The following is a 26,298-nucleotide window of genomic DNA, read 5'->3' on the forward strand; positions in this document are numbered from 1 at the left end:
ATGGTAAAGAAAATTGGAATCTTGAACCTGCCTTCATTTTTAAGGAGTATATTTATGAAATTTAACTTTATCACGCTTTTTTTAGCATCAACTTTATTGGCAAGTACAAGTTTAGGGGTGAGTGCTCAAGAAGGTTTGAATTCATCGTCGAGTGATTTAAAGACTTTAGAGAAAGCTTCTGAAAAAGCCGTTTCTCCTTCTCATGTTATGGCGGTTATTGATGGGAAAAATATTACAGCAGGCCAATTGGATGATTTAGCGCTTGAAATAAATCCTAATTTAGCACGTTTTCCTGATGAACAACGCCGTATGATGGTTCTAAAAGCTTATTTAGATATGCAGGCCCTCGCAAAAGCAGCAAGAAGCAAAGGTCTTGATAAGACAGAAGCTTACGATAAACGTATGGCAGTCATGCGTGACAATGTTCTTCAACAGCTTTATTTTAAACAGGCGATTGTTGATAAAATATCGGATACTGATTTGGAAGCTCTTTATAAGCAAGAAGTTGCTGCTTTACCTAAAGAGGATGAGGTTAAAGCGCGTCATATTTTGGTCAAAACGAGAAAAGAAGCAGAAGCTATCATTAAGCATTTAAATAAAGGCGAAAATTTTGAAGAGATTGCAAAGAAAAGTTCAACAGATGGTTCTGCTGCCGTTGGGGGTGATCTTGGTTATTTTAGCCATGGTCAAATGGTCAAGCCTTTTGAAGATGCCGCATTTGGTTTGAAAGTTGGCGAATACACAAAACAACCCGTTGAAAGTCCTTTTGGTTGGCATATTATTAAATTAGAAGATCGTCGTGTAAAACAACCGCCTGCATTTGATGATGTTAAAGAGATGTTGCGGACACAGCTGATAAAAAAGCGCTATCAAGAACTGATTGTTGATTTGCGTAGCAAGATAGATGTGAAATACCCTGATCCTAATGTTACAAAAATCATGGAATCGCTTCATCAAAATGGGACGCTACTTCCCGATGAGACATCTGATGAAGAAGATACGGAATAGCTAGTAAAAATAAGTAGATAGCCTCTTTAATAGATAATTTGCTAGGTTAGTTTTGTTCAAAAAGCCTAGCAGTTTTCTATGAGAGGTTATTGATCTGCAATCATTTCATTTTTTTATAGAAAGCATATTGTGGTTTTGAAAATCTCTCCTTTGTCGCCTCAAAAGATCCAAGAGCTTTCTCCATTATCTGGTGTACGGATAGCAACAGCTGAAGCTGGGATTAAATATAAAGATCGTACAGATCTTCTTTTCATCATATTCGATAAGCCAGTGAGTGTGGCCGGTGTTTTTACCCGTTCAAAATGTCCATCTTCCCCTGTAGAGCATTGTCGTGCATCGCTTCCTCATGGGGTTGCGAGGGGTGTTGTTGTGAATTCTGGAAATGCAAATGCTTTTACAGGAAGCAAAGGAAAGCACACAACCGATGCAATTATTTGTGCAGCAGCGAACGCTTTAAAGGTTAGAGAAGATGAAATTTTTATAGCTTCTACGGGTGTTATTGGTGAGCCAATGGATGCATCGGGTATTGTCAATCTTTTACCAAGTATGACAGAGACAGCAGAAGAGGGAAATTGGTTGGAAGCTGCAAAAGCCATAATGACAACGGACACATTTCCAAAACTTGCGACCCGCACTTTTGACTGTGGGGGAGAGCGTGTTACCATTAATGGAATTGCAAAAGGTGCTGGTATGATTGCACCCGATATGGCGACAATGCTGTCATTTGTGGTTAGTGATGCTACCATTTCTTCGGATGCACTCCAATCCATGTTATCAGAGGCAGTTGAGGGTTCTTTCAATTCAATTACTGTTGATAGCGATACCTCAACTTCAGATACGCTTATGTTGTTTGCGACAGGAAAAGAACATTTTCCATGTCTTACAAGTAAATCTGATCCGCGTTATGGGGTTTTTGTGAAACAATTGAGTGCACTTCTGCATGAACTTGCACTACAAGTTGTTTGTGATGGTGAAGGTGCTCGTCATTTAATTGAGGTTAATGTGGTAGGTGCTACAACAAATAATGCAGCTAAAACTATTGCTTTATCAATTGCAAATTCACCGCTTGTAAAAACGGCTATTGCCGGTGAAGATGCGAATTGGGGGCGGGTCGTTATGGCAGTTGGGAAGGCCGGTGTTGAAGTCGATCGTGATCTATTGACGATTTGGTTTGGTGAGCATCGTGTGGCCGTGAATGGCGTACGAGATCCTGAGTATTGTGAAGAGACAATAGGTACTTATATGCAAGGTAAGCACATCACGATTCGTGTTGATATCGGTTTGGGTAAGAGTACGGCGACGGTTTGGTCTTGCGATTTAACAAAAGAGTACGTTATGATCAATAGCGATTACAGAAGTTAATGGATGCACTTTATATTTAACAGTTTATTATTTTTCAGAGCAAATGGGGTATGTGAGCTCTTTTAGGAGCAGAGGGGATATGATAGAAAAGTCAGTTATCTTTATGTTCCCTATTGGGGAGTGATATGTGTATGAAAAGTTCCATTCTTCTTGTTGTTGCATGTGCACTGTTAGATCAGAATAATCGTGTTTTGCTTACACAGCGTCCTGAAGGAAAATCACTGGCTGGTTTATGGGAGTTCCCTGGTGGCAAGGTTGAGCAAGGTGAAACTCCGGAAGCATCATTGATTCGTGAATTAGAGGAAGAGCTTGGTATTTATGTTCAACCAAATAATTTACACCCTTTAACATTTGCAAGTCATAGCTATAAAACATTTCATCTCTTAATGCCATTGTATCTTTGTGACCATTATGAGGGCGTTGCGCAAGGACGAGAGGGCCAAAATTTAGAATGGGTTTTTATTAATGATCTTGATAAATACCCTATGCCTGATGCTGATAAACCATTGGTTCAGGTATTGAAAAATCATCTTCTTTAATGTGTTATAAGAAGAAAATATAATTCAATATATTGATTTAAAATAATAATTTATATTTTTTATGTTGAATGGGAAAGTCCAGGGTCATAAAAATTTTCTCATTTCAAATCTGTTTTATGTTAAATTAGTCAAAACCATTCTTTTGCACGTTCCAAGCGGGGCGGGTCATGTGGATAAAATTATTTAAGAAAGAAATAAAATACGTGTTGAAAGAATACTCTCCAATAGCCAAGGGTTATCGCAACATTGAGAATTGGCAAAGTGTATAATGATGCCTTTGCACGCTTCATAAGCATAAAAATGGTGGTAGATAATGGATTTATACTTTTCGCGATTATTATTGAGAGATTGTCTTGGATGCACCGAGAGATATTAGGAGTATTTCTTTCATAAGATATCGATAATAGGAAAAATTTCAAAAAATGTTGCTTTTGATTAAGAGGGGCATATCCCTTACGTAATATAGAACGCCATTGTGTTGCATATTTGCGGGGTTGTTTAAAAGAGGCATCTCGCAATATTCCAAAGCCCATTTCGTGCCGGCACTCGTGAATGGTATAATGGTAGAGCTTTATAAGATAAAATCTATTGAGCGCCACTATCTTTACGCTTGTGAAGGAGTAAGCTGGTTCCAATGTTAGTTATGATAGCTCTTGGCATTTGAGAGCATTCAGAAGGGATATTTTTCTTTTCGTAATCATTTTTACTTATACATCAATTTCGCTTGTGATGAACAAGCAAGCGATTTTGATTGATTCAACATAAAAACAGATTTGAAATAAGAGAATTTTACGATATTTAGAATGCTTGATGCAGAGTGAATGATGGATAATTATCCTTATAAATCAATCTATTGCATAATAAAAACATTCAATTAATTTTTTATAGGAGGCATGTATTAAGTTTCTTGAATTGGACGGCGTTTTGCGATAGGATATTGATTTTTTTTAGCGATACGCGTAATTGCTTTTTCCAATGGCTCAATCATAACGTCCATAGAAAAACCATTTGCGTGAATAATATTTGCGTGATCGACCATAATAGCAACATGATCTTTCCAAAAAATTAAATCACCTCGTTGAAGTTTATCAGTATCTGTAAGAAGACTGCCTATAGTTTCTTGCTGCATATCGGTATCACGTAAGACTATTTGATCGGTCATCATCATAGAGAGCTGAATGAGTCCCGAACAATCAATTCCAAAACCGCTGACACCACCCCAAAGATAAGGTGTACGGATAAAGGTTTCTGCAACTGTGACATAATCTTCATATACGCGTCCAATGGGGCTGAGATGGCTCGTAATGATTGCTGTTCCATTTTCAAGAATAGAATACATTGTGTCACGGACTTCAATTTCATCAACAACACTGACTTTGCTTCCCATAGATAATGGGGATACTATTGGTCCACGTAAGTCAGCGTGTAAATATTTAAATGTGCGTGGTACTGAAACCACATGTGTTTGTTTTATGGTTGATGTACAAAGAACTTTTGTATCAATATAACCGACATAACCATCTTTGAGTGATTGTCCCCACGACAATGTTTCCCCTTGTTCAAAAATGAGAAGTTCTTCTCCCAATAAGCATTCTGTTTGTCTTTCACTTTTTTTACTATTTTCTTTAAAAAGTCCAGCGACCGCTGTATTAACACGTCTTTTTTCACCTTGAACAAAGCGTTGAGCTGTAATTTCTGTTTCAAGACGTTGATCTGCTAGATCATCTCTGAATGCATGAAGTCTTGGGTCTTTAGAGATCATCTTTTTGCTTTCCATTTTGTTACTCCTTACCTTTAAACAAACTCATGAAAACTGTATTGGTAAGGTTTTTATCCTCAAACAAAACTAAGAACACAGTGTAAGACCAATTATTCTTTAAGCTGCAAAATTGTCCATTTTTGTGGATATTTGTGTCAAAATTCATTTTTTAAAAATATTATAAAGGGCACGAATAGTTTGTGCTGATCCACCAATAGGGTATCCTGGTTTTTCTTTTGGAACCCATCCATAAAGGTCAAAATGCGCAAAATGTTCAGCTTTTTCAACAAAAGAATTAAGAAATAAAGCAGCCGTTATAGAACCAGCAAAGCTATTTCCAGTTACATTGTTAAGATCGGCAATTGGTGATGATAACATCTCTTGGTAAGGTTTCCAAAGGGGCATTTGCCAAAGAGGATCAAAGACAGCGTGAGCAGATTCAGAAATTTGTTGTGCCCATATTGAATCATTACAATAAAATGCGGGAAGATCTGGTCCTAATGCTATACGCGCTGCCCCTGTTAAAGTAGCCATACAAAGCATGAATTGTGGACTTTCTTCATCACCATAGGCGAGTGCATCGGCAAGGACAAGGCGCCCTTCAGCATCTGTATTACCTACTTCAACACTTAAACCTTTACGACTTTTAAGAATATCACCTGGTCGGTAAGCATTCGCAGAAATTGCATTTTCTACAGCTGGAATCAAAACGCGTAAACGGAAAGGCAAATTTGCATCCATGATAAGTTTAGCCAATCCCAAAACGTTTGCTCCACCCCCCATGTCTTTTTTCATAAGCAACATGTTATTGGCTGATTTAATATCGAGGCCTCCAGTATCAAAAGTTACGCCTTTGCCCACCAACGTTATTTTAGGATGATGTTCTTGCCCCCAGAGTAACTCAATCAGTCGTGGTGCAGTGCTGCCTGCTCGTCCTACAGCATGAATCATCGGAAAGTTATGGGTTAAGAGATCGTCTCCACAAATACTTTTGATATGAGCACCATAGGTTTTTCCTAGTTTTCGAGCTTCTTTTTCGAGAGTATCAGGGTTCATATCATTGGCTGGAATATTAATGAGATCACGGACGAAAAAGACAGCTTCATAAATTCGTTGGAGTTCATTAAGATCAATAGCCTCATTGACATGGATAGATAATGATTTGAAAGAAGAATTTTGACGATAGCGATTAAATTGATAGCTACCGAATGCTAATCCAAGATAGGTATTTATTTCATCAGAGGTTGTACCTTCTAAATGCCATTGACCAGCAGGAAGTTTTTGAGCAAGAACTCCTGTGATAAAAGGATCGTTACCATTGCCAATTCCAAATAAAACTTTTTTTAAATGCCCCGTTTCGTGAGGAATAAAGAGTATTTGTCCCGCTTTACCAGTAAAGTCATTAACTTTTATCCATGCTGTTGTTGACGCATCAAGTGATAAGTTGGCAAGAGTTCTTTGGTTTACCAAGATGATAGGGCAACTGTTATCGATACGTGTTGAGGTAAAATAAATGTGGTGGTGCTGCATAGTTATGAGATCCTTATAGTCGTCTAAGTGCGACATATTCGACCAAATGATTTTTTCCCTTTCGTAGAATGAGATTGGACCGTGGTCGTGTTGGCAATATATTTTCCTGTAAATTTTTTAAATTAATCGTTTGCCAAAGATCCTCAGCGATTTTTGAAGCTTCTTTTTCATTGAGATGGGCATAACGATGAAAATAGGATTCAGGATTTTGAAAAGCTGTTTTACGCAAACGTTTAAAGCGCTCCAAATACCAGTGACGAATGACTTCTGTTTCAGCATCGACATAGATTGAAAAATCAAAAAAATCTGATACGAAAGGAATAGCTTTTCCATCTTTAGGAAGATCACTGACCTGTAATACATTAATACCTTCAACAATTAAAATATCAGGACGATCAATGGTAATAGTCTGATTTTCTAGAACATCATAGATCATATGTGAGTAAAGCGGGGCACGGACATTTCCGATACCTGCTTTTATAGCCGAAAGAAAGCACAGCAACTTTTTAATGTCATAGGAATCAGGAAATCCTTTGCGATTCATTCGATTTTTTTGCTGTAAGATTGCGTTAGGATAGAGAAAACCATCCGTTGTGATTAGATCAACTTTAAGGCTAGATGTCCATCTTTTCAACAGTTCTTGAAGAATGCGAGCCGTGGTTGATTTTCCTACAGCTACAGAACCAGCAATTCCAATAATAAAGGGCGTTTTTCTACTCTCTTCTTGATGGAGAAACTGCTGACGTTTGTGAAAAAGTTCCTGTACTGCTTCAACATGGCATGATAATAGACGCGATAAAGAAAGATAAATGCGTTGGACTTCTTTAAGATCAATAGGATCATCAATAGAGCGTAAACGCTTAATTTCATCAAAAGTCAAAGTAAGAGGTGTGTCTGCACGAAACTCTGACCATTCTTGTGCAGTAAAAACGCGATAGGGTGAATATCGGTCAGAAACGGATTTGATCAGATTATCTTTCTGATTAATTTTTTGTATAGTCGTATCAATCATTTGTATTGGTCGAGAATTTTTTGCAGCAGCAATTGATTTAAGAGTAGACAGATGAGCGGCTTCATTTTCAAGTAAATTTTGTTTTGCATGCTCTCTTCTTTTAAGATAGTAGATCATTTTTCATTAACTTATAGTCCAGTCATTCCAGTTTGCACGGATTTGTGCTAATGAGTGCCCTTGCGCCAAAAAAGTCCATAAAAGTAGACGCGCTTTTACGGCTGATAAATAACCAGACATGAGAGCACCAGAAGCAATCATATCGATTTCGGAGCCTTTATAGCCATAAGTTATACGAGTTGTTGAGCCATTACAACAACGACTAGCAATAATGATTGGTATTTTTTGTGCATATTGTTGTACAAGGTCTGCTTCTTGAAAACTACAGTGTCCTGCACCAAAACCAGCAATAACAACTCCAGCATAATACCCACTTTCAAGGCATAGTTTCATTAATTTTGCATCAGATGATAAAGAGGAATAGAGGAGTGCAATTTGATGATCATGGTTTTGGGGAAGATCAAACGTTTTTGGGAAAAATTTTCGATCATTGAAATAAATAAGTTTTCCCTCTAAAATAGTTCCTAAAACACCTGCAAGACCTGATTGAAATGTTTCGACTTTGACGGTATGGCTTTTATAGAGCCAATAAGGTGAATGAATTGCATCATTTATGACAACGAGAACGCCCCTGTTACGACTTTGTGTGGCTGCTGCGACACGAGTGGCTGCTAAAATGTTTGCGGGGCCATCCGCGCCTGCTTCATGAGGCATGCGCATAGCGCCGGTTATGATGAGTGGTTCAGCCTCCTTCCAATAAAGAGAAAGAAAAAAAGCTGTTTCTTCCAGAGTATCAGTCCCTTGTGTTAAAACAATACCTTCTGCACCAGCGTTTATTTGTTGTTTTGCCCACTTAATTATTTCAAAAAGCATTTGAAACGATAAAGATCCACTTGGTATTTGCATTAATGTTTGTGCATGAATATCAGCAACGTTATTTAAATCAGGAACACTTTTTATAAGGTTATCTGAAGTTAAAGTCGGTTGCATGTGACCAAAACTATCAGCAGTCATTGCAATTGTTCCACCTAAGGTCCCTATGGCTATTTTTTTCATAATTTTCCTCTAAAAAGCACAAACTGTTTATATAAAGCTATTTAGCAGTAATTTACATTGACAACAATGATATCATTTTTCCATTTTCAACAAATTGAGTTATGCTGAATCATTGTGTTTTGCTGTATATGTTCTTAAATAGGACAATAGTAATTGAGTTTTACATTGTATGAAAAGAAATCAATATTAAAAAGTAAAGTTAATATTAAGGAGTTTCCTTATGACAGAACATAAGCCAGACATAATGTATGGTACAACAATTATTACGGTACGAAAAGGTGGAAAAGTCGTGATGGCCGGTGATGGTCAGGTCTCTCTTGGACAGACAATTATGAAAGGCAATGCACGTAAAGTGCGTCGTCTTGGAAAGAACGGAGTGGTTATTGCTGGTTTTGCAGGTGCTACGGCAGATGCTTTTACATTACTGGAGAGATTGGAAACAAAGCTTGAACAATATCCTGATCAGCTTATGCGTGCCTGTGTAGAACTTGCAAAAGATTGGCGAACAGATCGCTATTTGCGTCGTCTCGAAGCAATGATGCTCGTGGCTGATAAGAAAGTAACTTTGGCTTTAACAGGGCTTGGTGATGTCTTAGAACCAGAAGATGGGGTTATGGCAATTGGCTCTGGAGGAAATTTTGCTCTTTCAGCAGCGCGTGCACTCATGGATTTGGATTTGGATGCAGAAACTATTGCTCGTAAAGCTATGGCTATTGCCGCTAAAATTTGTGTTTACACCAATGATCATTTTACGATTGAAACATTGGATGCAGAATTATCTTCTTTAGAGAAAGCTATTTAAATGTGTGTTGTATTTTCCCCTCGTGAGACTGTTTCTGAACTTGATCGTTTTATTATTGGCCAAAATGATGCCAAACGCTCTGTAGCTATTGCATTGCGCAATCGGTGGCGTAGGCAACAGCTTGATGAGCCGATGCGTGAAGAAGTTATGCCAAAAAATATTTTAATGATAGGGCCAACAGGTGTTGGTAAAACAGGAATCGCACGTCGATTAGCAAAACTTTCTGGAGCACCCTTCGTTAAAGTAGAAGCGACGAAATTTACTGAAGTTGGTTATGTGGGACGTGATGTTGAGCAAATTATTCGAGATCTTGTTGAAATTGCCATTTCTCTTGTACGTGAAAAGAAACGAGATGAAATAAAAGAAAAGGCTCACGTGAATGCTGAAGAGCGCGTTTTAGACGCCCTTGTTGGTAAAACAGCAAGTCCTGCTACCCGTGATAGTTTTCGTAAAAAATTGCGTGAAGGTGAGCTGGATGAGAAAGAGATTGAAATTGAAGTCGCCGATAATAATAGCAATAGTGCTTCAACCTTTGATATTCCTGGTATGCCTGGGGCACAAATGGGTATTATGAATTTATCAGATATTTTGGGCAAAATGGGCAGTCGTACAAAAGTCCGTAAGACGACAGTAAAGGATTCTTTTAAACCGCTCATTGATGATGAATCTGAAAAACTCCTTGATCAGGAGCAAATTATTCAAGAGGCGCTTCGTGTTGCTGAAAATGATGGTATTGTTTTTATTGATGAGATTGATAAAATTGCAACTCGAGACGGTGGAGCCAGTGCTGCGATTTCGCGTGAGGGCGTTCAACGTGATCTTTTGCCTTTGGTTGAAGGAACAACAATTGCTACAAAATATGGGCAAATCAAAACAGATCATATTCTTTTTATTGCCTCAGGTGCATTTCATGTTTCCAAGCCATCTGATTTATTACCGGAACTTCAAGGACGTTTGCCCATCCGTGTGGAGCTCAATCCTTTAACAAGGGAAGATTTACGACGCATTCTAACAGAACCAGAAGCCAGTTTGATTAAACAATATATTGCTCTTATGGCAACGGAAGAGGTTCATTTGGAAATTACCGATGATGCAATTGATGCTTTAGCAGATATTGCTGTAGATTTAAATGCAAGGATTGAAAATATAGGGGCACGTCGTTTGCAAACAGTGATGGAGCGCGTTTTGGATGAGATTTCTTTTACGGCGCCAGATAAAGCTGGAACATCGTTTAAAATTGATGCTGCTTACGTAAGAAAATCTATTGGCGAGCTTGCTGCTGATATCGATCTTTCCCGTTTTATTCTTTGAAAGTTATTGCTTGTTTTGTTTATCTGCGCGCTTCGATAATTTTGAAACCATGGGCTTGTTCATGTATCAACACTGTGCGGAAAATATTTTTTAATAATGTTTCATAAGGCAGGTGGCGGTTTGCAACAAAAAGCAGACTGCCGCTTGGTTTTAAGCACTTTGCAGCATTTATAATAAAATTTTTTCCTAATGAAACATCTGTCGTTTGTTGTGTGTGAAACGGTGGATTTGAAATGATTGTGTCATATAGATTTGTGATAGGTTCATGTACAAGGTCATGCCAATAAAAATGAATTGGAAAAGGAGCTGTTATGGATTTAAGGTGCCGTTTTGCTGCTCTCAAAGCGTTGTAGTCGGCTTCATAAAGGTCTAGAGCGGTGAGTTTTTCACTTCTTTCAAGTGCAACGTGAGAAAGATAGCCCCATCCAGCACCAAAATCAGCCGTTTTTCCAGAAATAACTTTGAACATATAAGACGCAAGCGCAGCAGATCCTGGATCAATACGTCCGTGTGAGAACATACCAGAAGCGGTTTGAAATTTACCAAAAGTGAGCGGTGGTGAGCGCAATTGCGCAATGTTATGTCTCTCAATTTGTTGAGGAACTTGCAACCAAAATACAAGACCATGATTTTTAGATAATTTATTGGTGATGGGAACAATTGTTTTGACCCATTTCATCATTGAAGCAGCACCAGCAGTTTTATTCCCACTGATTACAATCCATCCATTGGGTTTAACGCATTCTAATAAATCAAGAAAACAATTTTGGTTCAAACCACGATATTTGCTCAAATGTAAAAATGCACCATCATAGCTGAAGGTTTTATCTATTTGAGGAGAGCAGTGAAATTGAGTATCGACAAATTTTAAAAAATCTGGTCGCCAAGGCGTAATAACTCTTAAATTTTGTGCCCATTCTTGAGCTGGGATTTCTGTTAAACCAAAACTTAGCCAACACTGGTTTGGATCAGGATACGGGAGTTCATGATTTTCAAAAGGCAAAAATAATAACACATATGACTCTTTCAAAGAAAAATGCCACTCCAATGTTGGGATGGCATTTCATGATACGATAAGAGGAAAAACTTACTCTTCTTTCTTACGGCGGCGCTTATTTTCAGGTTGTTTTTTTTCATCCACGCACTTTTCTTCATTCATCGCTTTATCACCGGTGATTTCCTTTCCGGTTGTTTGATCAACGACCTTCATTGATAACCGAACTTTTCCACGCTCATCAAAGCCCATTAATTTAACCCAAACTTTGTCACCTTCTTTTACAATATCTGTTGTTTTGGTGACGCGTTCTGATGCAAGCTGAGAGATATGAACGAGTCCATCACGAGAACCAAAGAAGTTTATAAATGCACCAAATTCTGCAGTTTTTACAACTGTTCCTTGGTAGATAGCACCAACTTCAGGCTCATCGACAATAGAATGGATCCAACGTTTTGCTGCTTCAATGGTTTTAGCATCAGCAGAAGCAATTTTAATGGTACCATCATCTTCAATATTAATTTTTGCTCCAGTTTGTTCCACGATTTCCCGAATAACTTTACCACCAGAGCCGATAACATCACGGATTTTATCGACAGAAATATTCATAACTTCGATTCGTGGAGAAAATTCACTCAGCTCAGCACGTGCACTGGTTAAAGCTTTCGCCATCTCATTAAGGATATGGATTCGTCCACCTTTGGCTTGTTCAAGCGCGATTTTCATAATCTCTTCGGTAATACCATCAATTTTGATATCCATTTGCAAGGCAGTAATACCATTTTCTGTTCCTGCGACTTTAAAATCCATATCTCCAAGATGATCTTCATCCCCTAAAATATCAGAAAGAACAGCAAAGCGTTCTCCTTCTTTAATCAAGCCCATAGCAATACCAGCAACAGGGCGTGCTAGAGGAACACCAGCATCCATAAGAGCAAGTGAGGTTCCACAAACCGTTGCCATAGAAGAAGAGCCATTGGATTCAGTGATTTCTGAGACAGCACGAATGGTATAAGGAAAAGATTCTTTCGTTGGTAACATGGGGTGAATTGCCCGCCATGCCAATTTGCCATGTCCAATTTCACGACGACCTGGAGAACCAAGGCGTCCCGTTTCACCCACTGAAAATGGTGGAAAATTGTAATGGAGAAGGAATGTTTCCTTATACATTCCTGTCAAAGAATCAACATATTGTTCATCTTCACCAGTTCCCAATGTTGCAACGACAATCGCTTGTGTTTCTCCGCGGGTAAAGAGTGCTGATCCATGTGTGCGGGGTAAAATACTTACTTCTGATTGGATAGGGCGTACGGTAGAAAGATTGCGTCCATCAATCCGCTTTTGGGTATCAAGAATGTTTCCGCGAACAATTTTTGCTTGCAACTGTTTAAATACGGTTGCAATTTGATCTGCACTAAATTGACAGTCTTTTTCTGGTTCTGGCATAAATTTATTGAGGATTTCTGTCTTTAGTGCATCAATTGCAGCATAACGTTCTTGCTTATCAGTAATTGTGTAAGCCTTTCGTATATCCTGTTCTGCCATTTTCTGCATCGCTTTTTCAAGCTCAGAAAGATCTTCAGGAACAAAATCACGAGGATCTTTTGCAGCAACTTCAGCAAGCTTTATAATGGCATCAAGGACAGGTTGAAGGCCTTGGTGACCAAACATTACGGCCCCCAACATGATATCTTCCGGTAATTCTTGTGCTTCTGATTCAACCATCAAAACAGCACTTTCTGTTCCAGCAACAACAAGATCAAGTTTTGATTCAGGCATTTCATCGATATGAGGATTAAGAACATATTGTCCATTACAATAGCCAACGCGTGCACCAGCTATAGGTCCCATGAAAGGAACACCTGACAGGGTCAATGCGGCAGAAGATGCAATCATCGCAAGGATATCGGGATTGTTTTCGAGATCATGCTGTATAACGGAAACAATAACTTGTGTATCATTTTTATATCCCTCAACGAAAAGGGGACGAATTGGGCGATCAATCAAACGTGAAACCAAAGTTTCATTTTCACTTGGTCGACTTTCACGTTTTAAATAGCCTCCAGGTATTCTACCAACAGCATAGAATTTTTCTTGATAATTAACAGTGAGTGGAAAAAAGTCCTGGTCTGGTTTTGGGTTTTTGGCCGATACAACGGTTGCTAAGACAATAGTTTCTCCATAGGTAGCAATCACTGCACCATCAGCTTGACGCGCTATTTTCCCTGTCTCAAGGGTGAGAGGACGCCCAGCCCATTCAATTTCTATCTTGTGCGTTTTGAACATTTTTTATCCTTAATGACCAGTGTTTAAATCTTTGATTGCTTACATTCTGGTTGTGCGCAGCATATTTGCAAGTTTTGGGGTGGACAACAAATTACTTCCTTTGTTGCGAGAAGAGAGAAGTAAATCGCATTAAATGTGAAACGATGAGCAGTCCTATCCCATAATAACTTATCAGTTTTTAAAATTTTTAATTAAAAGCAACACATTGAAAAAATGGGTGGTTTTTTTAAATACCACCTCCATTTTTCTTTTAGCGACGTAAACCTAACTTCTTTATAAGTGTCTGATAACGATTTTGGTCAACTCCTTTAAGATAATCAAGAAGACGCCGGCGTTGAGACACCATCTTCAAAAGACCTCGACGAGAATGATTATCCTTTTTGTGAGATTTAAAGTGGTTTGTTAAATTAGAAATACGTTCAGAAAGTACAGCAATCTGTACTTCTGGTGATCCTGTATCACCAACTTTGTTTGCGTATTCTGCGACAAGAGCTTGTTTACGTTCAGCTGTAATCGACATCGTATTATCCTTTCCAAAAACGAAGAAACATAAAGTCACCCATAGCCGAGATGTCGTTCAGCTAGGGTCTGTGAGAAAACAGGAAAAGTCGAAGACTCTTACCTAATTTCGTTCTTATATAGGAAAGAAGGTTAAAATACTAGTCCTTGACAGCATTTTGAAGTCTTTCTTTAAATAAAAGCTTTTGTTTTGAAATATTGATTTAAATAGAGTTTTATGAGAAGTTTTTTAAACAATTATGCATCCTTTTGATACAAAGATTATGAGTGTGTGTGAGTGGTAACAAAAGTGATAAATACCGTTGGAGGAAAAAGATGCAGAGCATTTCAACATTAAAACTTTTTCGTAATTCGGTATTTCGAAATTTATGGTCATCTACTCTTATTTCTAATTTAGGGGGGCTGATACAAGCTGTTGGAGCAGGGTGGTTAATGGCGTTGATTAGTTCTTCGCATTCCATGGTTGGGCTCGTTCAAAGTGCCACAACATTACCACTTGTTATGTTTTCTTTGATGGCAGGGGCATTAGCTGATAATTTTAATCGGCGTCAAATTATGTTGTGTGCACAGATTATGATGATGGTCATATCGATGAGTTTATCTGTTTTAGCCTATATGGGATTTCTAACACCTTGGCTTTTGTTATGTTTTACGTTTTTGATTGGATGTGGCACAGCTTTTTATAATCCTTCTTGGCAAGCAACGATAGGAGATATTGTGAGCAGGGAAAATATTCCTGCTGCTGTTAGTTTGAATAGTGTTGGCTTTAATTTGATGCGGAGTGTTGGTCCTGCTATTGGGGGTGCCATCATTGCAACTTTAGGGGCATCGGCTGCTTTTTTGTTTAATGCTATAAGCTATATTCCTCTTATTGGTGCGTTGTTTTTCTGGAAGTCGAATTATGAAAACAACTCATTGCCACGAGAAAGGCTGTTAGGAGCTGTCTCAGATGGTTTGCGTTATGTTGCGATGTCACCTAATCTCCTGAGCATTATGGTTCGAGCGTTCCTTTTTGGTATAGGAGCAATTTCTATTTTAGCACTTTTGCCAATTGTTGCGCATAAAGTTCTTGGAGGAAGTGCCCTTCTTTATGGTACATTGCTCGGTTGTTTTGGGTTAGGAGCCATGACAGCAGGTATTATTAATGCAGTTGTACGGCATCATTTTCGTTCAGAAACAATTATTGCAAGTGCATTTATTGGTTTCGCCTTTTCTTGCTTTTTATTGGGAATCAGCCGTTCACTGATTATAAGCCATATTGCTTTATTTCCTGCAGGGTTATGTTGGGTTTTGGCCTTATCATTGTTTAATACATCTGTACAACTCTCTACACCACGCTGGGTTGTTGCACGTTCTTTAGCTCTTTATCAAACGGCATCTTATGGGGGGATGGCTATTGGAAGTGCAATCTGGGGAGGTTTAGCTGATGGTTATTCTCCAACAATTGCTTTGAGCGTTTGTTCTTTATTCTTGATTTTTGGTGCTCTTGCAGGGGTAAAATTTAGAATTCAAGAAATTCCTCAGATAGATTTAAATCCTCTTGATCATTTTAGAGAGCCGGAACTATTACTCGACCTCAAAGCAAGAAGTGGCCCGATCATGATAATGATTGATTACCAAATTCATGAAAATGAACTCGAAGAGTTTCTCAAAGTGATGACGCGTCGACGCCATATTCGATTACGTGATGGTGCGCGTCAGTGGGTCCTTTTACGAGATCTTGAAAGACCTGAATATTGGACAGAGGCTTATCATATGCCAACATGGGTAGATTATTTACGCCATAATCATCGTCGTACAAAAGCAGATGCAGAAGTCAATAAGCGTCTGCGTCATTTAAATTGTGCTCCTAACGGTATAAGAGTGCACCGCATGATTGAACGCCAAACAATACCCCAAGCCAATGAGATGCTTTTAAAATCCTCCTCTGATCATCTCCCTTAGGGTTAAAACAGTTTTTTTGTAAAATATTAAATTATGTTAATATTATTTCGATCAATTTGTTAGCATAATCATAAAAAATTGCTATTTCAATATTTAATGAATTGATTTATAATGGTTATTTGTCATTTTTCATGTTGAGTGATAGTTCTGAAAATCTTAAGCTTTTCTCGTTTCAAATCTATTTAGAGTAAATCAGTCCATATCTTTGCTTGTACATTATAAACGAGGACTAAAGTATGAGTAAAAAACGATTGAAAAAGAAATAAAAAGCCTCTTATGAATCCTTTAAATGCAAGGATTGTTGCGACATTAAGAGGAAAAAGTGTGTGGTGGTGTTAGCTTATAGCACTGACTTAAATTTTGATATGAATACGGTAAATATAGACAATGAAAAGCACCATATTTTTCTTAATTGATAGAGAAAAATATCTTTCCGCAAAAGGTGGTTGGGAAAAGAATCGATTAAATTGTGAAAATCCGCTTTGGTTTAAATAGACCTTTGTCGAGAGTGCCAATAGCAAGAAGTTGTTCCTTATAGAGGACACAAATTTCCTCTTCATCAAGAGGTGCTTTGTGATGATTCAAGAGGATAGAATGGCCTCTTATAATTCTCTGTGCTTGAGTTTCATTAAGGATATAGTGAGGGAGGCAATCCAATGCGGCGCTTGTGTCAATTAAGAGCCCATCGAGTGTTGAGAAGTTTTTTTCAAAAGAACGATTATTCTCATCTGTAGTGTTTTTATTTGGCGGAATGGCCGCTTTTAGTTCCTCCCATGTAATGAGATCTTCTTCATCAAAAGGTGCGACGGCAATACGTCTTAAATCAGCAATATGCCCATAGCAACCGAGATCACGTCCCATATCGCGTGCTAAAGAGCGCACATAAGTTCCTTTTCCGCAGGTTATTTCAAAGATAGAATGCTCTTTGGTAGGCATTTCTAATAACTTGAAAGTTTCTATTTCCACTTCACGGGGCGGAATGTCAACAACTTCCCCTTCACGCGCTAAATCATAGGCACGATTTCCAGCAATTTTGATTGCTGAAAATTGTGGAGGTGTTTGCAAAATAACACCTGTATATTGAGGAAGAAGAGCAAGTATTTCTTCTTGTGTTGGACGTATGAGAGAAGTTTTCGTTATTTCTCCTTCTAAATCATCTGTTGAGCGCTCTTGCCCCCAAGCAATATGAAAACGGTAAGTTTTTTTGCCTTGCATCACGTAAGGGACGGTTTTGGTTGCTTCGCCCAATGCAATGGGAAGGAGACCAGAAGCAAGAGGATCAAGTGTACCCGCATGTCCTGCCTTTTGAGCATGGAAGAGCCATTTGATTTGTGAGACAGCTTCTGTTGATTTCATTCCTTTTGGTTTATCAAATATGACCCAGCCAGAAACAGGACGCCCTTTTTTCTTGTGTTGCCGCGCCATATCTTTAATCCTCATCTGTATCACTATGGTGAAGATCGCGTGCAACCTCAGGCGAGCGAAGGAGGGCATCAATTTTTGAAAAATTATCAAAGCTATTATCAAGTCGGAAACGCAGTTCTGGCATATATTTCATTTGTCGCAACGCATGACTGATTTCTCCACGGAGAAAACGACTATGTTTATTGAGGGTATCAACAACATCGGTATGAGAAGCATTTTTAAGAGTACTGAGAGGTGATACAAAGCAAGTAGCAATTTTTAAATCTGGTGACATGCGTACTTCAGAGACAGAAATAACAATATCTTTCAAGACATCATCAAGCAAAATATCACGCTGTAATATATGCGCTATTGCATGACGTACTTGCTCTGCTACTCTAAGTTGCCGTTGTGATGGCCCTGCATTTTTCATCAAAGTTTTATCCCTGCTACAAGATCTCTTTTTTAATCATCAAGATAAGGAAAAAAGAGACATTGTTTATAAAATCCAATCACTTTAACTCTGTCGTGAAATGAGGAAAGTTATTGGATTATTTTATAATGTGCGGTTAATATGTTCGATACGGAAGGTCTCAATGATGTCTCCTGCGCGCATGTCTTCATAATTTTCAAAGGCTATTCCACATTCTTGACCACTTTGCACTTCATTGACTTCATCCTTAAAGCGTTTGAGTGTTTTCAGCTTTCCTTCGTGAATAACGATATTATCGCGGATAAGGCGAACACCGGCTCCTCGTTCTATTTTACCTTCTGTAACACGACATCCTGCAACTTTTCCAATTTTTGTAATGTTAAAGACTTCTAGAATTTCAGCATTACCAAGGAAAGTTTCACGCTGTTCTGGTGAGAGTAATCCAGACATAGCAGCCTTGATATCGTCAACAAGATCATAAATGATGTTGTAATAACGAATTTCAATTCCTTGTGTTTTAGCAAAATCACGTGCCTGCTTATTGGCTCGAACATTAAAGCCAATTACAGCAGAGTTAGAAGCTTCTGCAAGAGAAATATCACTTTCGGTAATTCCTCCAGCACCAGAATGTACAATACGCGCACGAACCTCGTCATTTCCGAGTTTTTCCAATGCTGAAGCGATTGCTTCAATTGATCCTTGCACATCTCCTTTTATAATAAGAGAAAATTCCTTAACACCAGTCGTTTGCAATTTTGTCATCATCTGTTCAAGAGAACCACGCGAACCAGTTTGCCGCGCAACAGCTTTATCACGTGCTAATCGTTGCCGATATTCAGAAATTTCACGTGCTTTTGCTTCATGTGTGACAACAGCAAAACGGTCTCCGGCTTGTGGTGTTCCTTGCATGCCTAAAATTTCAATTGGTGTAGAGGGAACGGCCTCTTTGACATGGCGGCCATGGTCGTCAATCAAAGCACGTACACGACCCCATTCATTTCCAGCAACGATAATATCAGAAGGGTGTAATGTACCTTTTTGAACAAGAACTGTTGCAACAGACCCACGTCCGCGATCCAATTTGGCTTCAATGATAACGCCCTCTGCAGTTCGTTGAGGATCTGCTTTCAGATCAAGCATTTCAGCTTGAAGAAGGATAGCTTCGAGAAGTTTATCAAGATTTTGACCAGTTTTAGCAGAAACTTCAACGTCCAAAGTTTCTCCACCCATAGTTTCAACAAACACTTCATGTTGTAGAAGTTCTGTACGCACTTTTTGTGCATTCGCAGCTGGTTTATCAATTTTGTTGATAGCAACAATGATAGGTACACCAGCAGCTTTCGCATGATTGATTGATTCAATCGTTTGAGGCATAACACTATCATCAGCGGCTACAACGAGAACAGCAATATCAGTAACACGAGCTCCGCGTGCACGCATAGCGGTAAATGCAGCATGACCTGGTGTATCAATAAAGGTAATTTTTTGACCATTTTGTTCTACTTGATAGGCACCAATATGCTGCGTAATACCTCCTGCTTCGCCAGAAACAACATTTGCTTTACGAATAGCATCCAAAAGCGAAGTTTTTCCGTGGTCAACATGGCCCATAATGGTTACAACAGGGGCGCGCTGCTGCATGTTTTGAGGATTATCTGTTATATTAAAGATACCTTCTTCTACGTCAGATTCTAAAACACGTTTAACAGTATGGCCAAATTCAACAGCGATGAGTTCGGCAACATCTGCATCAATAACATCGCCAGGTTTCATCATTTGTCCTTGTTTCATCAAGAATTTAATCACATCAACAGAACGCTCAGTCATACGTTGTGCGAGCTCTTGAATAGTAATCGTTTCAGGAAGAACAACTTCGCGAGAAATTTTTTCTCTTGGTTCTTGATTTTGTGCACGCTTAAACTTTTCCTGTCTACGCCGCATTGCAGCCATTGAGCGCCCACGTGCGCTTCCTTCTTCATCCAGTGCACTATTCAGAGTTAACTTTCCGCGTCTCCGCTCATCAGCTCCTTTGACAACTTTGGGTACACGTATTTCTGATTTAGCAGGATTAGCACGTCGACTATGCCGTTCTTCCTCTTTATTGTCATCTATTTTGCGTTTTTCAACCACGGTTGTCTGTTTAGGGGCAATAGGAATATCTGTCTGTTCAATGAGAGGGGGAACAGGTGGAGTCTGTACTGGCGATATTTCTTCTTCTTGTTGGAGATGTATTTCTTTTTCTTTAATTTCTTGCTGTAAAATTTCTTCACGCTCTTTAGCGCGTCTTGCTTCTTCTTCGGCTTGTTCTCGCGTTATTTTTTCTTGGATATGTGCTTCTTCTAACGCGCGAAGTCTCGCTTCCATTTCAGTTGATGAAAGATTGCTTTTGGTCACAGATTCTTGAGGCTTTTTTCCCTCAAAACGCGGTTTAGAACGCTGGGGGGCCACATGCGGCTTTGTAATGGGCTGTAGGGTTTCAGCTTTTTCATCAGGTCGCGTAATTTTACGCCGTTTGGTTTCGACAACGACAGCCTTCGTACGGCCATGACTAAAATTTTGTTTAACCGTACTCGTTTCCAAGACAGACCTCTTGAGAGTTAGTGTCTTCTTGACGGTTGTTTTGTCGTTGTTATTTTCACTCATTGTACTTCCTTCACGGCTTGGGCCGTCATCTCACTAGACTTACTATGCTTGTCGTCACGATAGCTGATCAATTTACATGTTGTTTTGAGAAATCCTTCAGCAGCTTTTGTGTCCAGTAAGGCCGCGTGCATTACAGGATTAGAGCCAAAAGCCACTCGCATTTCATCACTTGTAAATAAAGATATGGTTTTTATAGTCCGATTTGTTTGTTGTTGTATTGAATGGATGGCCTGTGCAATTTTTCGTTTCCCATCTTCTGTTGTTTCTTTAGCATGAAGTACAAGAATAACTTTACCAGAGCGGATAGCAGCGTCAACCTTTGTTGCTCCCATAACAATTGCTCCCGCTTTTCGTGCCATGGAAAGGCTTGAAAGAGCGGCTTTTAGTAAAAGCGTATCAACAACATGCACAAGATTTGGTGCAACCTCAACATCTGTTTTAAAGTTTCTATGAAAAGCTTTCTGTTTGATTGCTTTCTCAATAACAGCGTGATGGGCAGAAATCCAAACGCCACGCCCTGGTAAATTCGCTTTAAGATCAGGAACAATTTGGTTGTTGGGTCCAATAACAAAACGGATCAGCGTTTGTGCTGAAGCATTTTTTCGGGTCACAATGCAAGTCCGTTCATTCATTTAAAGTGTATCCACATCCAAATCATCTATTTTTTCATTTTCTGTAGAATTTCCATCTTCTACAGGATTTTCTGTAACAAGATCAGCTTGGTCTATCCAGCCTGCTTGTACACGTGCGGCTAAAACCATAGCTTCTGCATCTGCGCGTGTAATGTCAAAAGGGGTTAAAATACCAGAAAAATTCTGTGTTTGACCTTCTTTACGTTCTCTCCAACCAGCTAAATCATCAACGGCATAGCCAGCAAAGTCTTCTATTGTTTTTACACCATCCTCACCTACAGCAACCAACATAGCACTTGTCATTCCAGGAAGTGTTCGCAATTCGTCAGAAACTCCGAGCTTTTTGCGTTTTTCATCGAGTTCTTTTTCTTGATGATCAAGATATTCGCGGGCACGACTTTGGATTTCAGCGGCGGTATCATGGTCAAAACCATCAATAGAAGCGATTTCTTCAAGATCAATATAGGCGATTTCTTCAATAGAAGAAAAACCCTCTGATGCCATAACCTGTCCGATCATTTCGTCAACCTCTAAGGCTTCCATAAACAATTTACTTCGTTCAGTAAATTCTTTTTGACGATTTTCAGATTCTTCCTTTTCCGTTAAAATATCAATGTTCCATCCTGTTAGTTGCGAAGCCAAGCGAACATTTTGCCCACGTCGTCCAATAGCAAGGCTAAGTTGATCATCTGGCACAATAACTTCAATCCGTTCAGCATCTTCATCAAGGATGATTTTAGAAACTTCAGCAGGTTGCAGTGCATTAACGACAAATGTTGCCGCATCAGGCGACCAAGGAATAATATCAATTTTTTCGCCTTGTAATTCAGCAACAACAGCTTGTACACGACTTCCTCGCATTCCAACGCATGCTCCAACAGGATCAATGGAACCATCACGTGAAACAACGGCGATTTTAGCCCGTGAACCTGGATCACGAGCAACAGATTTGATTTCTATAATACCATCATAAATTTCTGGTACTTCCATAGTGAAAAGTTTTACCATAAATTGGGGATGTGTGCGTGAAAGGAAAATTTGCGGACCACGCGTTTCACGGTGTACATCATTGACAAAAGCACGAATGCGATCTCCATAGCGGAATGATTCACGAGGAATTAATTCATCACGGCGAACAATAGCTTCACCGCGCCCTAGATCAACGATGACGTTACCATATTCCACACGCTTAACTGTACCAGAAATAATTTCACCAACTTTATTTTTGAATTCTTCATATTGCTGATCGCGCTCTGCATCGCGTACTTTTTGTACAATAACCTGTTTAGCAGATTGTGCTGCGATACGTCCAAAATCCATAGGAGGTAAAAGATCAGCAAAAAAATCACCAATTTTTGCTTCTGCTTGACGTTTGAGAGCATCAGACAAAGTAATTTCCGTTGTATAGTCTTCAACGACATCAACGATTTTAAGCAGGCGCTGTAATTTAATTTCACCTGTTTTAGAATTGATTTCAGCACGAATATTGGTTTCTTGACCATAACGAGAACGTGCTGCTTTTTGAATAGCATCAGCCATCGCAGAAATGACAATTTCACGGTCGATTGACTTTTCACGTGCAACAGCATCTGCAATTTGCAGAATCTCAAGCCTGTTAGCGCTTGTAGCCATCAATTTTCTCCTTCTTTGTGCCACACGATGGGTATTTCCCAGTGATATTATTTTTTGAAATTGAGCGTCTGTATAGAGTCGTTAGCGTTCTCTTCGGCAATGAATTGTTGACTTAAATCTTTATTTTGTTTCAATGCATCGCGAATAAGCTCATCGGTAAGCACTAAATGCGCATTTATGATATCACAAAAGGAAATAGGGGTATACATGGCTTCTCCATAAGCAGCTTTATCAGTGTTTAAAATAAATCCATCTTGCGTGATATTTGTAAGTGTCCCACGAAATTTTCGGCGCCCATCAATTGTTATTTTGGTTTCAATTTTTGCAAGATGCCCTTGCCAATGAAAAAAATCAGATTTTCTTACCAATGGACGATCAATTCCAGGTGATGAGATTTCTAAATGATATTTGCGTTCAATAACATTTTGTACATCAAGGAGGGGAGAAACAGTTCGACTAACAGTTTCACAATCTTCTATGGTCATAGAACCATCGGCACGTTCAACCATAATTTGAAGTGTTAAACCATTTTGACCAAGAAGTTTTACACGAACCAAACGAAAACCTAAAGGTTTAAACAATGGTATGACAAGAGCAGCAACCTGTGCTTCGATACCATCTTCTTCAAACAGGCGCGGTTCGTCAAGATTGCTTATTTTTTCAGCTTCGTTCATACATTTTATCCAAGTTGGTTTCATCAGTTTTATGATATTAAAAAAGAGCGGGTCCAACGGCCCACTCTTCATCATAAGACCAAGAATTTAACTATTAATACTCTTAAATTCAAAATTTTTCAAGTTGTTTATGAGAAAAGCGCTTGATCATTTATTTCTTGATAAAGGTAAGATAGGCAGGCGTTCGTCCTTCGCGTAAAGCTTTTGCTTCATAGCGGGTTCCGCTCCATAGTGGATAAGGGAGTTTCCAGTCTTGAGGGCTTTCTGCTTTCCATTCAAAGTGATCATGTTGTGCACAATGGTACAAAGTCCAGTTTACATAACTGTCTATATCGCTAGCAAAGCGAAAAAATTTTCCTATTTTAAGAACACGAGCAAAACGGTTAAGATTTTTTATATTGATGAAGCGTCGTTTCCAGTGTTTTTTTTTCGGCCAAGGATCAGGATAGAAGAGGTCTATTCCATCAAGCGAGTTATCAGGGAGCCAATCAAGAAGGCGTGTAGCATCATCATTATAGAGGCGAAGACGATTTTGATGGTTTTGATGCTGTTCAAGAGACGACAATATTTTTGCCATGCCATTGATAAAGGGCTCGACGCCGATAAAACCGGTTTTTGGAAAATATGCCATTTCATGAAGTAAATGTTCACCTCCACCAAAACCGATTTCAAGTCGAATTTCTCTTACTTTGCTTGAAAATAAGGATGTAAGGTTTAAGGGAGGAGGGACATTTAAATCAATATTCAAACTGGGGAGAAGCATTTGTATACGTGTAAGCTGACTGTCTCGAAGTTGTTTTCCTTGTCGGCGTCCAAAAAATGCTTCACTCTTACGTATATTATGTTTAATCATGGGATTTGGATCATTGTTTGAAGCGTTTTCACGAGATCAGTTTTTTCCCATGAAAACGAACCATCGTGTTTTGGTTTACGACCAAAGTGACCATAGGCAGCTGTTTTCGCATAAATAGGTTTATTGAGGTCAAGATGTTTTCGAATGCCGGTAGGTGAAAGGTCCATTATTTTGCGGATGGCTTCTTCAATAACCTTTTCATCGACTTTTCCTGTTCCATGAAGATTAAGATAAATAGATAAAGGTTGTGCAATACCAATTGCATAGGAGAGTTGAATGGTGCATCTCTCTGCTAAATGAGCAGCAACAATATTCTTAGCCAGATAGCGTGCCGCATAGGCAGCAGAACGATCAACTTTTGTTGTATCTTTTCCTGAAAAAGCACCGCCTCCATGGGGTGCTGCACCTCCGTAAGTATCCACAATAATTTTGCGTCCCGTTAATCCGGCATCGCTTTGAGGGCCTCCAATGACAAATTTTCCTGTTGGGTTAATATACCAACTACATTGAGCTGCAATGGGAATGTCATGTAAAGCTTGGCGAATGTAAGGTTCAACCACTGTACGTACTTTATTGGAATCCCAGCTTTCATCAAGGTGCTGCGTTGAAAGAACAATGGATGTGACCTCTATCGGTTTTCCATTTTTATAACGTATGGTTATTTGGCTTTTAGCATCTGGTCCTAATTTTCCAGTTTCTCCCTCTCCTTTATGACGAGCTGCGGCAAGAAGTTTGAGAATTTTATGCGCATAATAAATTGGCGCAGGCATGAGATCAGGTGTTTCACGGCAAGCATATCCAAACATGATACCTTGATCACCCGCTCCTTCTTCACCATGCCGATCCGTAGCATTATCAACCCCTCTTGCTATATCAGCTGATTGTGGGCGCAAAAGAACATCAATTTTAACAGTTTTCCAATGGAAGCCTGCTTGTTCATAGCCAATGGTACGAATAGCACGGCGCGCTGCTGTACGAAAACGTGTAGGATTAATGAGTGGAAAGCTAGTTTCATCATAGATGAATTCTTTATTTTTATCTTTTTTTAATAGCGTATCGGGAACACGTACTTCACCAGCGATAACAACACGGTTGACACTGACGAGAGTTTCACAGGCAACGCGTACTAACCATGGATCAGTACCAGTCTTTTCAGCTTCTTTATAGATCATATCAACGATTTCATCGGAAATACGATCACAAATTTTATCAGGATGTCCTTCCGATACCGATTCGCTCGTAAAAAGATAATCTTGATGCGGCATAGGAACTCCTTCAAAAAAGAAAACCAACGATTTAATCAATTGCTTACTAAAGTCGTCACCATTTGCTAATTCTACAGCAAATAGTCAATGCAAATGTATATGAATAAAAGAGAAAAGATATAATTTTAATTTATAACTTATTTGTCAAATCTTCCTCAGAAAGTGCTTTTGCCAAGTCAATAATTTTTCGACGCACTTTAGCATCAGATATATTTGTAAAAGCGCGCATGAGCTGAATCCCTTCGCTGCTAGAACAAAAGTCTATAAAATTGTGTTCACTTTCAGCAAAACCCTCTACTTGTTGGGAGGTAATACCTTTATCAAAAAAGTAAGAAACAGGAACATCCATAATTTCCGCTATCGCTTGAAGACGGCTGGCACCAATACGGTTTGTTCCTTTTTCATATTTTTGGATTTGCTGAAAAGTAATTCCTAATTTTTCACCTAGTTTCTCTTGAGTGAGTCCTAAAATATTACGACGTAAACGGATACGAGTTCCAACATAGATATCTATAGGGTCAGGTTTTTTTCTAGTTTCGGTCATAATGCAACTCTTTATTTCCAGCATTTTTCTTCTAAACCA

Annotated in this window: 22 protein-coding genes; 6 read left to right on the top strand and 16 right to left on the bottom strand. The window is 39.0% G+C overall.

Going from position 1 to position 26,298, the window contains the following annotated elements:
* Window positions 1–54: 54 nt before the first annotated feature.
* The 3 genes from ACFIMI_RS04425 (at window position 55) to mutT (ending at window position 2,909) form a co-directional block, all read left to right on the top strand.
* Window positions 55–1,008, top strand: a complete 954-nt coding sequence (locus ACFIMI_RS04425; protein WP_375611828.1) for a peptidylprolyl isomerase — start codon at window positions 55–57, stop codon at window positions 1,006–1,008.
* Window positions 1,009–1,137: 129 nt separating this feature from the next.
* Window positions 1,138–2,370: a bifunctional glutamate N-acetyltransferase/amino-acid acetyltransferase ArgJ gene (gene argJ, locus ACFIMI_RS04430; protein ID WP_375613298.1), complete on the top strand. Its 1,233-nt coding sequence runs from the start codon at window positions 1,138–1,140 to the stop codon at window positions 2,368–2,370.
* 125 nt (window positions 2,371–2,495) lie between these two features.
* Complete coding sequence (gene mutT / locus ACFIMI_RS04435; RefSeq protein WP_375627652.1) at window positions 2,496–2,909, top strand: 8-oxo-dGTP diphosphatase MutT; 414 nt, start codon at window positions 2,496–2,498, stop codon at window positions 2,907–2,909.
* 898 nt (window positions 2,910–3,807) lie between these two features.
* Here the strand turns inward: mutT and ACFIMI_RS04440 are convergent.
* The 4 genes from ACFIMI_RS04440 to ACFIMI_RS04455 form a co-directional block, all read right to left on the bottom strand.
* Window positions 3,808–4,671, bottom strand: a complete 864-nt coding sequence (locus ACFIMI_RS04440; protein ID WP_375611871.1) for an NlpC/P60 family protein — start codon at window positions 4,669–4,671, stop codon at window positions 3,808–3,810.
* 159 nt (window positions 4,672–4,830) lie between these two features.
* Window positions 4,831–6,198 carry a M17 family metallopeptidase gene (locus ACFIMI_RS04445; RefSeq protein WP_375692277.1) on the bottom strand — a complete coding sequence of 456 codons (1,368 nt, stop codon included), beginning with the start codon at window positions 6,196–6,198 and terminating at the stop codon, window positions 4,831–4,833.
* 13 nt (window positions 6,199–6,211) lie between these two features.
* The gene (gene coaA / locus ACFIMI_RS04450) at window positions 6,212–7,210 is read right to left on the bottom strand and encodes a type I pantothenate kinase (RefSeq protein ID WP_375627680.1); all 999 of its coding nucleotides are present in this window, start codon (window positions 7,208–7,210) and stop codon (window positions 6,212–6,214) included.
* 123 nt (window positions 7,211–7,333) lie between these two features.
* Window positions 7,334–8,323 (bottom strand): asparaginase, encoded by a 990-nt coding sequence (locus tag ACFIMI_RS04455; protein ID WP_375627650.1) that lies wholly within the window; start codon window positions 8,321–8,323, stop codon window positions 7,334–7,336.
* Between the two features lie 220 nt (window positions 8,324–8,543).
* Here ACFIMI_RS04455 and hslV point away from each other — a divergent pair, with 220 nt between their 5' ends.
* Window positions 8,544–9,125 carry an ATP-dependent protease subunit HslV gene (gene hslV / locus ACFIMI_RS04460; protein ID WP_012754621.1) on the top strand — a complete coding sequence of 194 codons (582 nt, stop codon included), beginning with the start codon at window positions 8,544–8,546 and terminating at the stop codon, window positions 9,123–9,125.
* The gene (gene hslU, locus ACFIMI_RS04465) at window positions 9,126–10,436 is read left to right on the top strand and encodes an ATP-dependent protease ATPase subunit HslU (protein WP_375631079.1); all 1,311 of its coding nucleotides are present in this window, start codon (window positions 9,126–9,128) and stop codon (window positions 10,434–10,436) included.
* A gap of 19 nt (window positions 10,437–10,455) precedes the next feature.
* On the opposite strand, the gene ACFIMI_RS04470 is transcribed toward hslU, so the two are convergent.
* From ACFIMI_RS04470 to rpsO, 3 genes are all read right to left on the bottom strand, one after another.
* Window positions 10,456–11,451 carry a class I SAM-dependent methyltransferase gene (locus tag ACFIMI_RS04470; RefSeq protein WP_375654448.1) on the bottom strand — a complete coding sequence of 332 codons (996 nt, stop codon included), beginning with the start codon at window positions 11,449–11,451 and terminating at the stop codon, window positions 10,456–10,458.
* A 72-nt stretch (window positions 11,452–11,523) separates the two neighbouring features.
* A complete protein-coding gene (pnp, locus tag ACFIMI_RS04475) occupies window positions 11,524–13,716 on the bottom strand; it encodes a polyribonucleotide nucleotidyltransferase (protein WP_375692278.1) in 2,193 nt (730 codons plus the stop codon).
* Window positions 13,717–13,966: 250 nt separating this feature from the next.
* A complete protein-coding gene (rpsO, locus tag ACFIMI_RS04480; RefSeq protein WP_005774142.1) occupies window positions 13,967–14,236 on the bottom strand; it encodes a 30S ribosomal protein S15 in 270 nt (89 codons plus the stop codon).
* A gap of 314 nt (window positions 14,237–14,550) precedes the next feature.
* Here rpsO and ACFIMI_RS04485 point away from each other — a divergent pair, with 314 nt between their 5' ends.
* Window positions 14,551–16,179, top strand: a complete 1,629-nt coding sequence (locus ACFIMI_RS04485) for an MFS transporter (protein ID WP_375692279.1) — start codon at window positions 14,551–14,553, stop codon at window positions 16,177–16,179.
* A gap of 462 nt (window positions 16,180–16,641) precedes the next feature.
* Here ACFIMI_RS04485 and truB read toward each other — a convergent pair whose 3' ends face one another.
* The 9 genes from truB to ACFIMI_RS04530 all read right to left on the bottom strand — a co-directional run bounded on the left by truB (window position 16,642) and on the right by ACFIMI_RS04530 (window position 26,259).
* The gene (gene truB, locus ACFIMI_RS04490) at window positions 16,642–17,604 is read right to left on the bottom strand and encodes a tRNA pseudouridine(55) synthase TruB (protein WP_375611817.1); all 963 of its coding nucleotides are present in this window, start codon (window positions 17,602–17,604) and stop codon (window positions 16,642–16,644) included.
* A gap of 4 nt (window positions 17,605–17,608) precedes the next feature.
* Window positions 17,609–18,016, bottom strand: coding sequence for a 30S ribosome-binding factor RbfA (rbfA, locus tag ACFIMI_RS04495; RefSeq protein ID WP_375611816.1), 408 nt, complete (start codon window positions 18,014–18,016; stop codon window positions 17,609–17,611).
* A 123-nt stretch (window positions 18,017–18,139) separates the two neighbouring features.
* Window positions 18,140–20,659, bottom strand: a complete 2,520-nt coding sequence (gene infB / locus ACFIMI_RS04500; protein ID WP_375611815.1) for a translation initiation factor IF-2 — start codon at window positions 20,657–20,659, stop codon at window positions 18,140–18,142.
* Window positions 20,656–21,291, bottom strand: a complete 636-nt coding sequence (locus ACFIMI_RS04505) for an RNA-binding protein (RefSeq protein ID WP_375611814.1) — start codon at window positions 21,289–21,291, stop codon at window positions 20,656–20,658. Before ACFIMI_RS04505 ends, infB begins: the two co-directional genes overlap by 4 nt.
* Complete coding sequence (gene nusA / locus ACFIMI_RS04510) at window positions 21,292–22,923, bottom strand: transcription termination factor NusA (RefSeq protein WP_375613310.1); 1,632 nt, start codon at window positions 22,921–22,923, stop codon at window positions 21,292–21,294.
* Between the two features lie 47 nt (window positions 22,924–22,970).
* Window positions 22,971–23,621, bottom strand: coding sequence for a ribosome maturation factor RimP (gene rimP, locus ACFIMI_RS04515; RefSeq protein WP_375613338.1), 651 nt, complete (start codon window positions 23,619–23,621; stop codon window positions 22,971–22,973).
* Between the two features lie 127 nt (window positions 23,622–23,748).
* A complete protein-coding gene (locus ACFIMI_RS04520; protein ID WP_375613311.1) occupies window positions 23,749–24,450 on the bottom strand; it encodes a tRNA (guanine(46)-N(7))-methyltransferase TrmB in 702 nt (233 codons plus the stop codon).
* Window positions 24,447–25,715, bottom strand: coding sequence for a methionine adenosyltransferase (gene metK / locus ACFIMI_RS04525; protein ID WP_375613312.1), 1,269 nt, complete (start codon window positions 25,713–25,715; stop codon window positions 24,447–24,449). Before metK ends, ACFIMI_RS04520 begins: the two co-directional genes overlap by 4 nt.
* 130 nt (window positions 25,716–25,845) lie before the next feature.
* Window positions 25,846–26,259 (bottom strand): helix-turn-helix domain-containing protein, encoded by a 414-nt coding sequence (locus ACFIMI_RS04530; protein WP_375611810.1) that lies wholly within the window; start codon window positions 26,257–26,259, stop codon window positions 25,846–25,848.
* Window positions 26,260–26,298: the final 39 nt, after the last annotated feature.

Source organism: Bartonella sp. AP4SXKL, from assembly GCF_042195845.1.
In the GTDB taxonomy this organism is placed as follows: Bacteria; Pseudomonadota; Alphaproteobacteria; order Rhizobiales; family Rhizobiaceae; genus Bartonella.

Bases quoted from the DNA above. Each gene is read 5' to 3' on its own strand.
- rpsO (WP_005774142.1), bottom strand. From the start codon at position 14,236: ATGTCGATTACAGCTGAACGTAAACAAGCTCTTGTCGCAGAATACGCA.
- ACFIMI_RS04505 (WP_375611814.1), bottom strand. From the start codon at position 21,291: ATGAATGAACGGACTTGCATTGTGACCCGAAAAAATGCTTCAGCACAA.
- ACFIMI_RS04425 (WP_375611828.1), top strand. From the start codon at position 55: ATGAAATTTAACTTTATCACGCTTTTTTTAGCATCAACTTTATTGGCA.
- ACFIMI_RS04520 (WP_375613311.1), bottom strand. From the start codon at position 24,450: ATGATTAAACATAATATACGTAAGAGTGAAGCATTTTTTGGACGCCGA.
- ACFIMI_RS04440 (WP_375611871.1), bottom strand. From the start codon at position 4,671: ATGATCTCTAAAGACCCAAGACTTCATGCATTCAGAGATGATCTAGCA.
- ACFIMI_RS04455 (WP_375627650.1), bottom strand. From the start codon at position 8,323: ATGAAAAAAATAGCCATAGGGACCTTAGGTGGAACAATTGCAATGACT.
- rbfA (WP_375611816.1), bottom strand. From the start codon at position 18,016: ATGAAAAATGCAGGGCCATCACAACGGCAACTTAGAGTAGCAGAGCAA.
- hslV (WP_012754621.1), top strand. From the start codon at position 8,544: ATGACAGAACATAAGCCAGACATAATGTATGGTACAACAATTATTACG.
- nusA (WP_375613310.1), bottom strand. From the start codon at position 22,923: ATGGCTACAAGCGCTAACAGGCTTGAGATTCTGCAAATTGCAGATGCT.
- coaA (WP_375627680.1), bottom strand. From the start codon at position 7,210: ATGATTGATACGACTATACAAAAAATTAATCAGAAAGATAATCTGATC.
- ACFIMI_RS04445 (WP_375692277.1), bottom strand. From the start codon at position 6,198: ATGCAGCACCACCACATTTATTTTACCTCAACACGTATCGATAACAGT.
- metK (WP_375613312.1), bottom strand. From the start codon at position 25,715: ATGCCGCATCAAGATTATCTTTTTACGAGCGAATCGGTATCGGAAGGA.
- pnp (WP_375692278.1), bottom strand. From the start codon at position 13,716: ATGTTCAAAACGCACAAGATAGAAATTGAATGGGCTGGGCGTCCTCTC.
- mutT (WP_375627652.1), top strand. From the start codon at position 2,496: ATGTGTATGAAAAGTTCCATTCTTCTTGTTGTTGCATGTGCACTGTTA.
- truB (WP_375611817.1), bottom strand. From the start codon at position 17,604: ATGGCGCGGCAACACAAGAAAAAAGGGCGTCCTGTTTCTGGCTGGGTC.
- ACFIMI_RS04485 (WP_375692279.1), top strand. From the start codon at position 14,551: ATGCAGAGCATTTCAACATTAAAACTTTTTCGTAATTCGGTATTTCGA.
- ACFIMI_RS04530 (WP_375611810.1), bottom strand. From the start codon at position 26,259: ATGACCGAAACTAGAAAAAAACCTGACCCTATAGATATCTATGTTGGA.
- rimP (WP_375613338.1), bottom strand. From the start codon at position 23,621: ATGAAACCAACTTGGATAAAATGTATGAACGAAGCTGAAAAAATAAGC.
- infB (WP_375611815.1), bottom strand. From the start codon at position 20,659: ATGAGTGAAAATAACAACGACAAAACAACCGTCAAGAAGACACTAACT.
- hslU (WP_375631079.1), top strand. From the start codon at position 9,126: ATGTGTGTTGTATTTTCCCCTCGTGAGACTGTTTCTGAACTTGATCGT.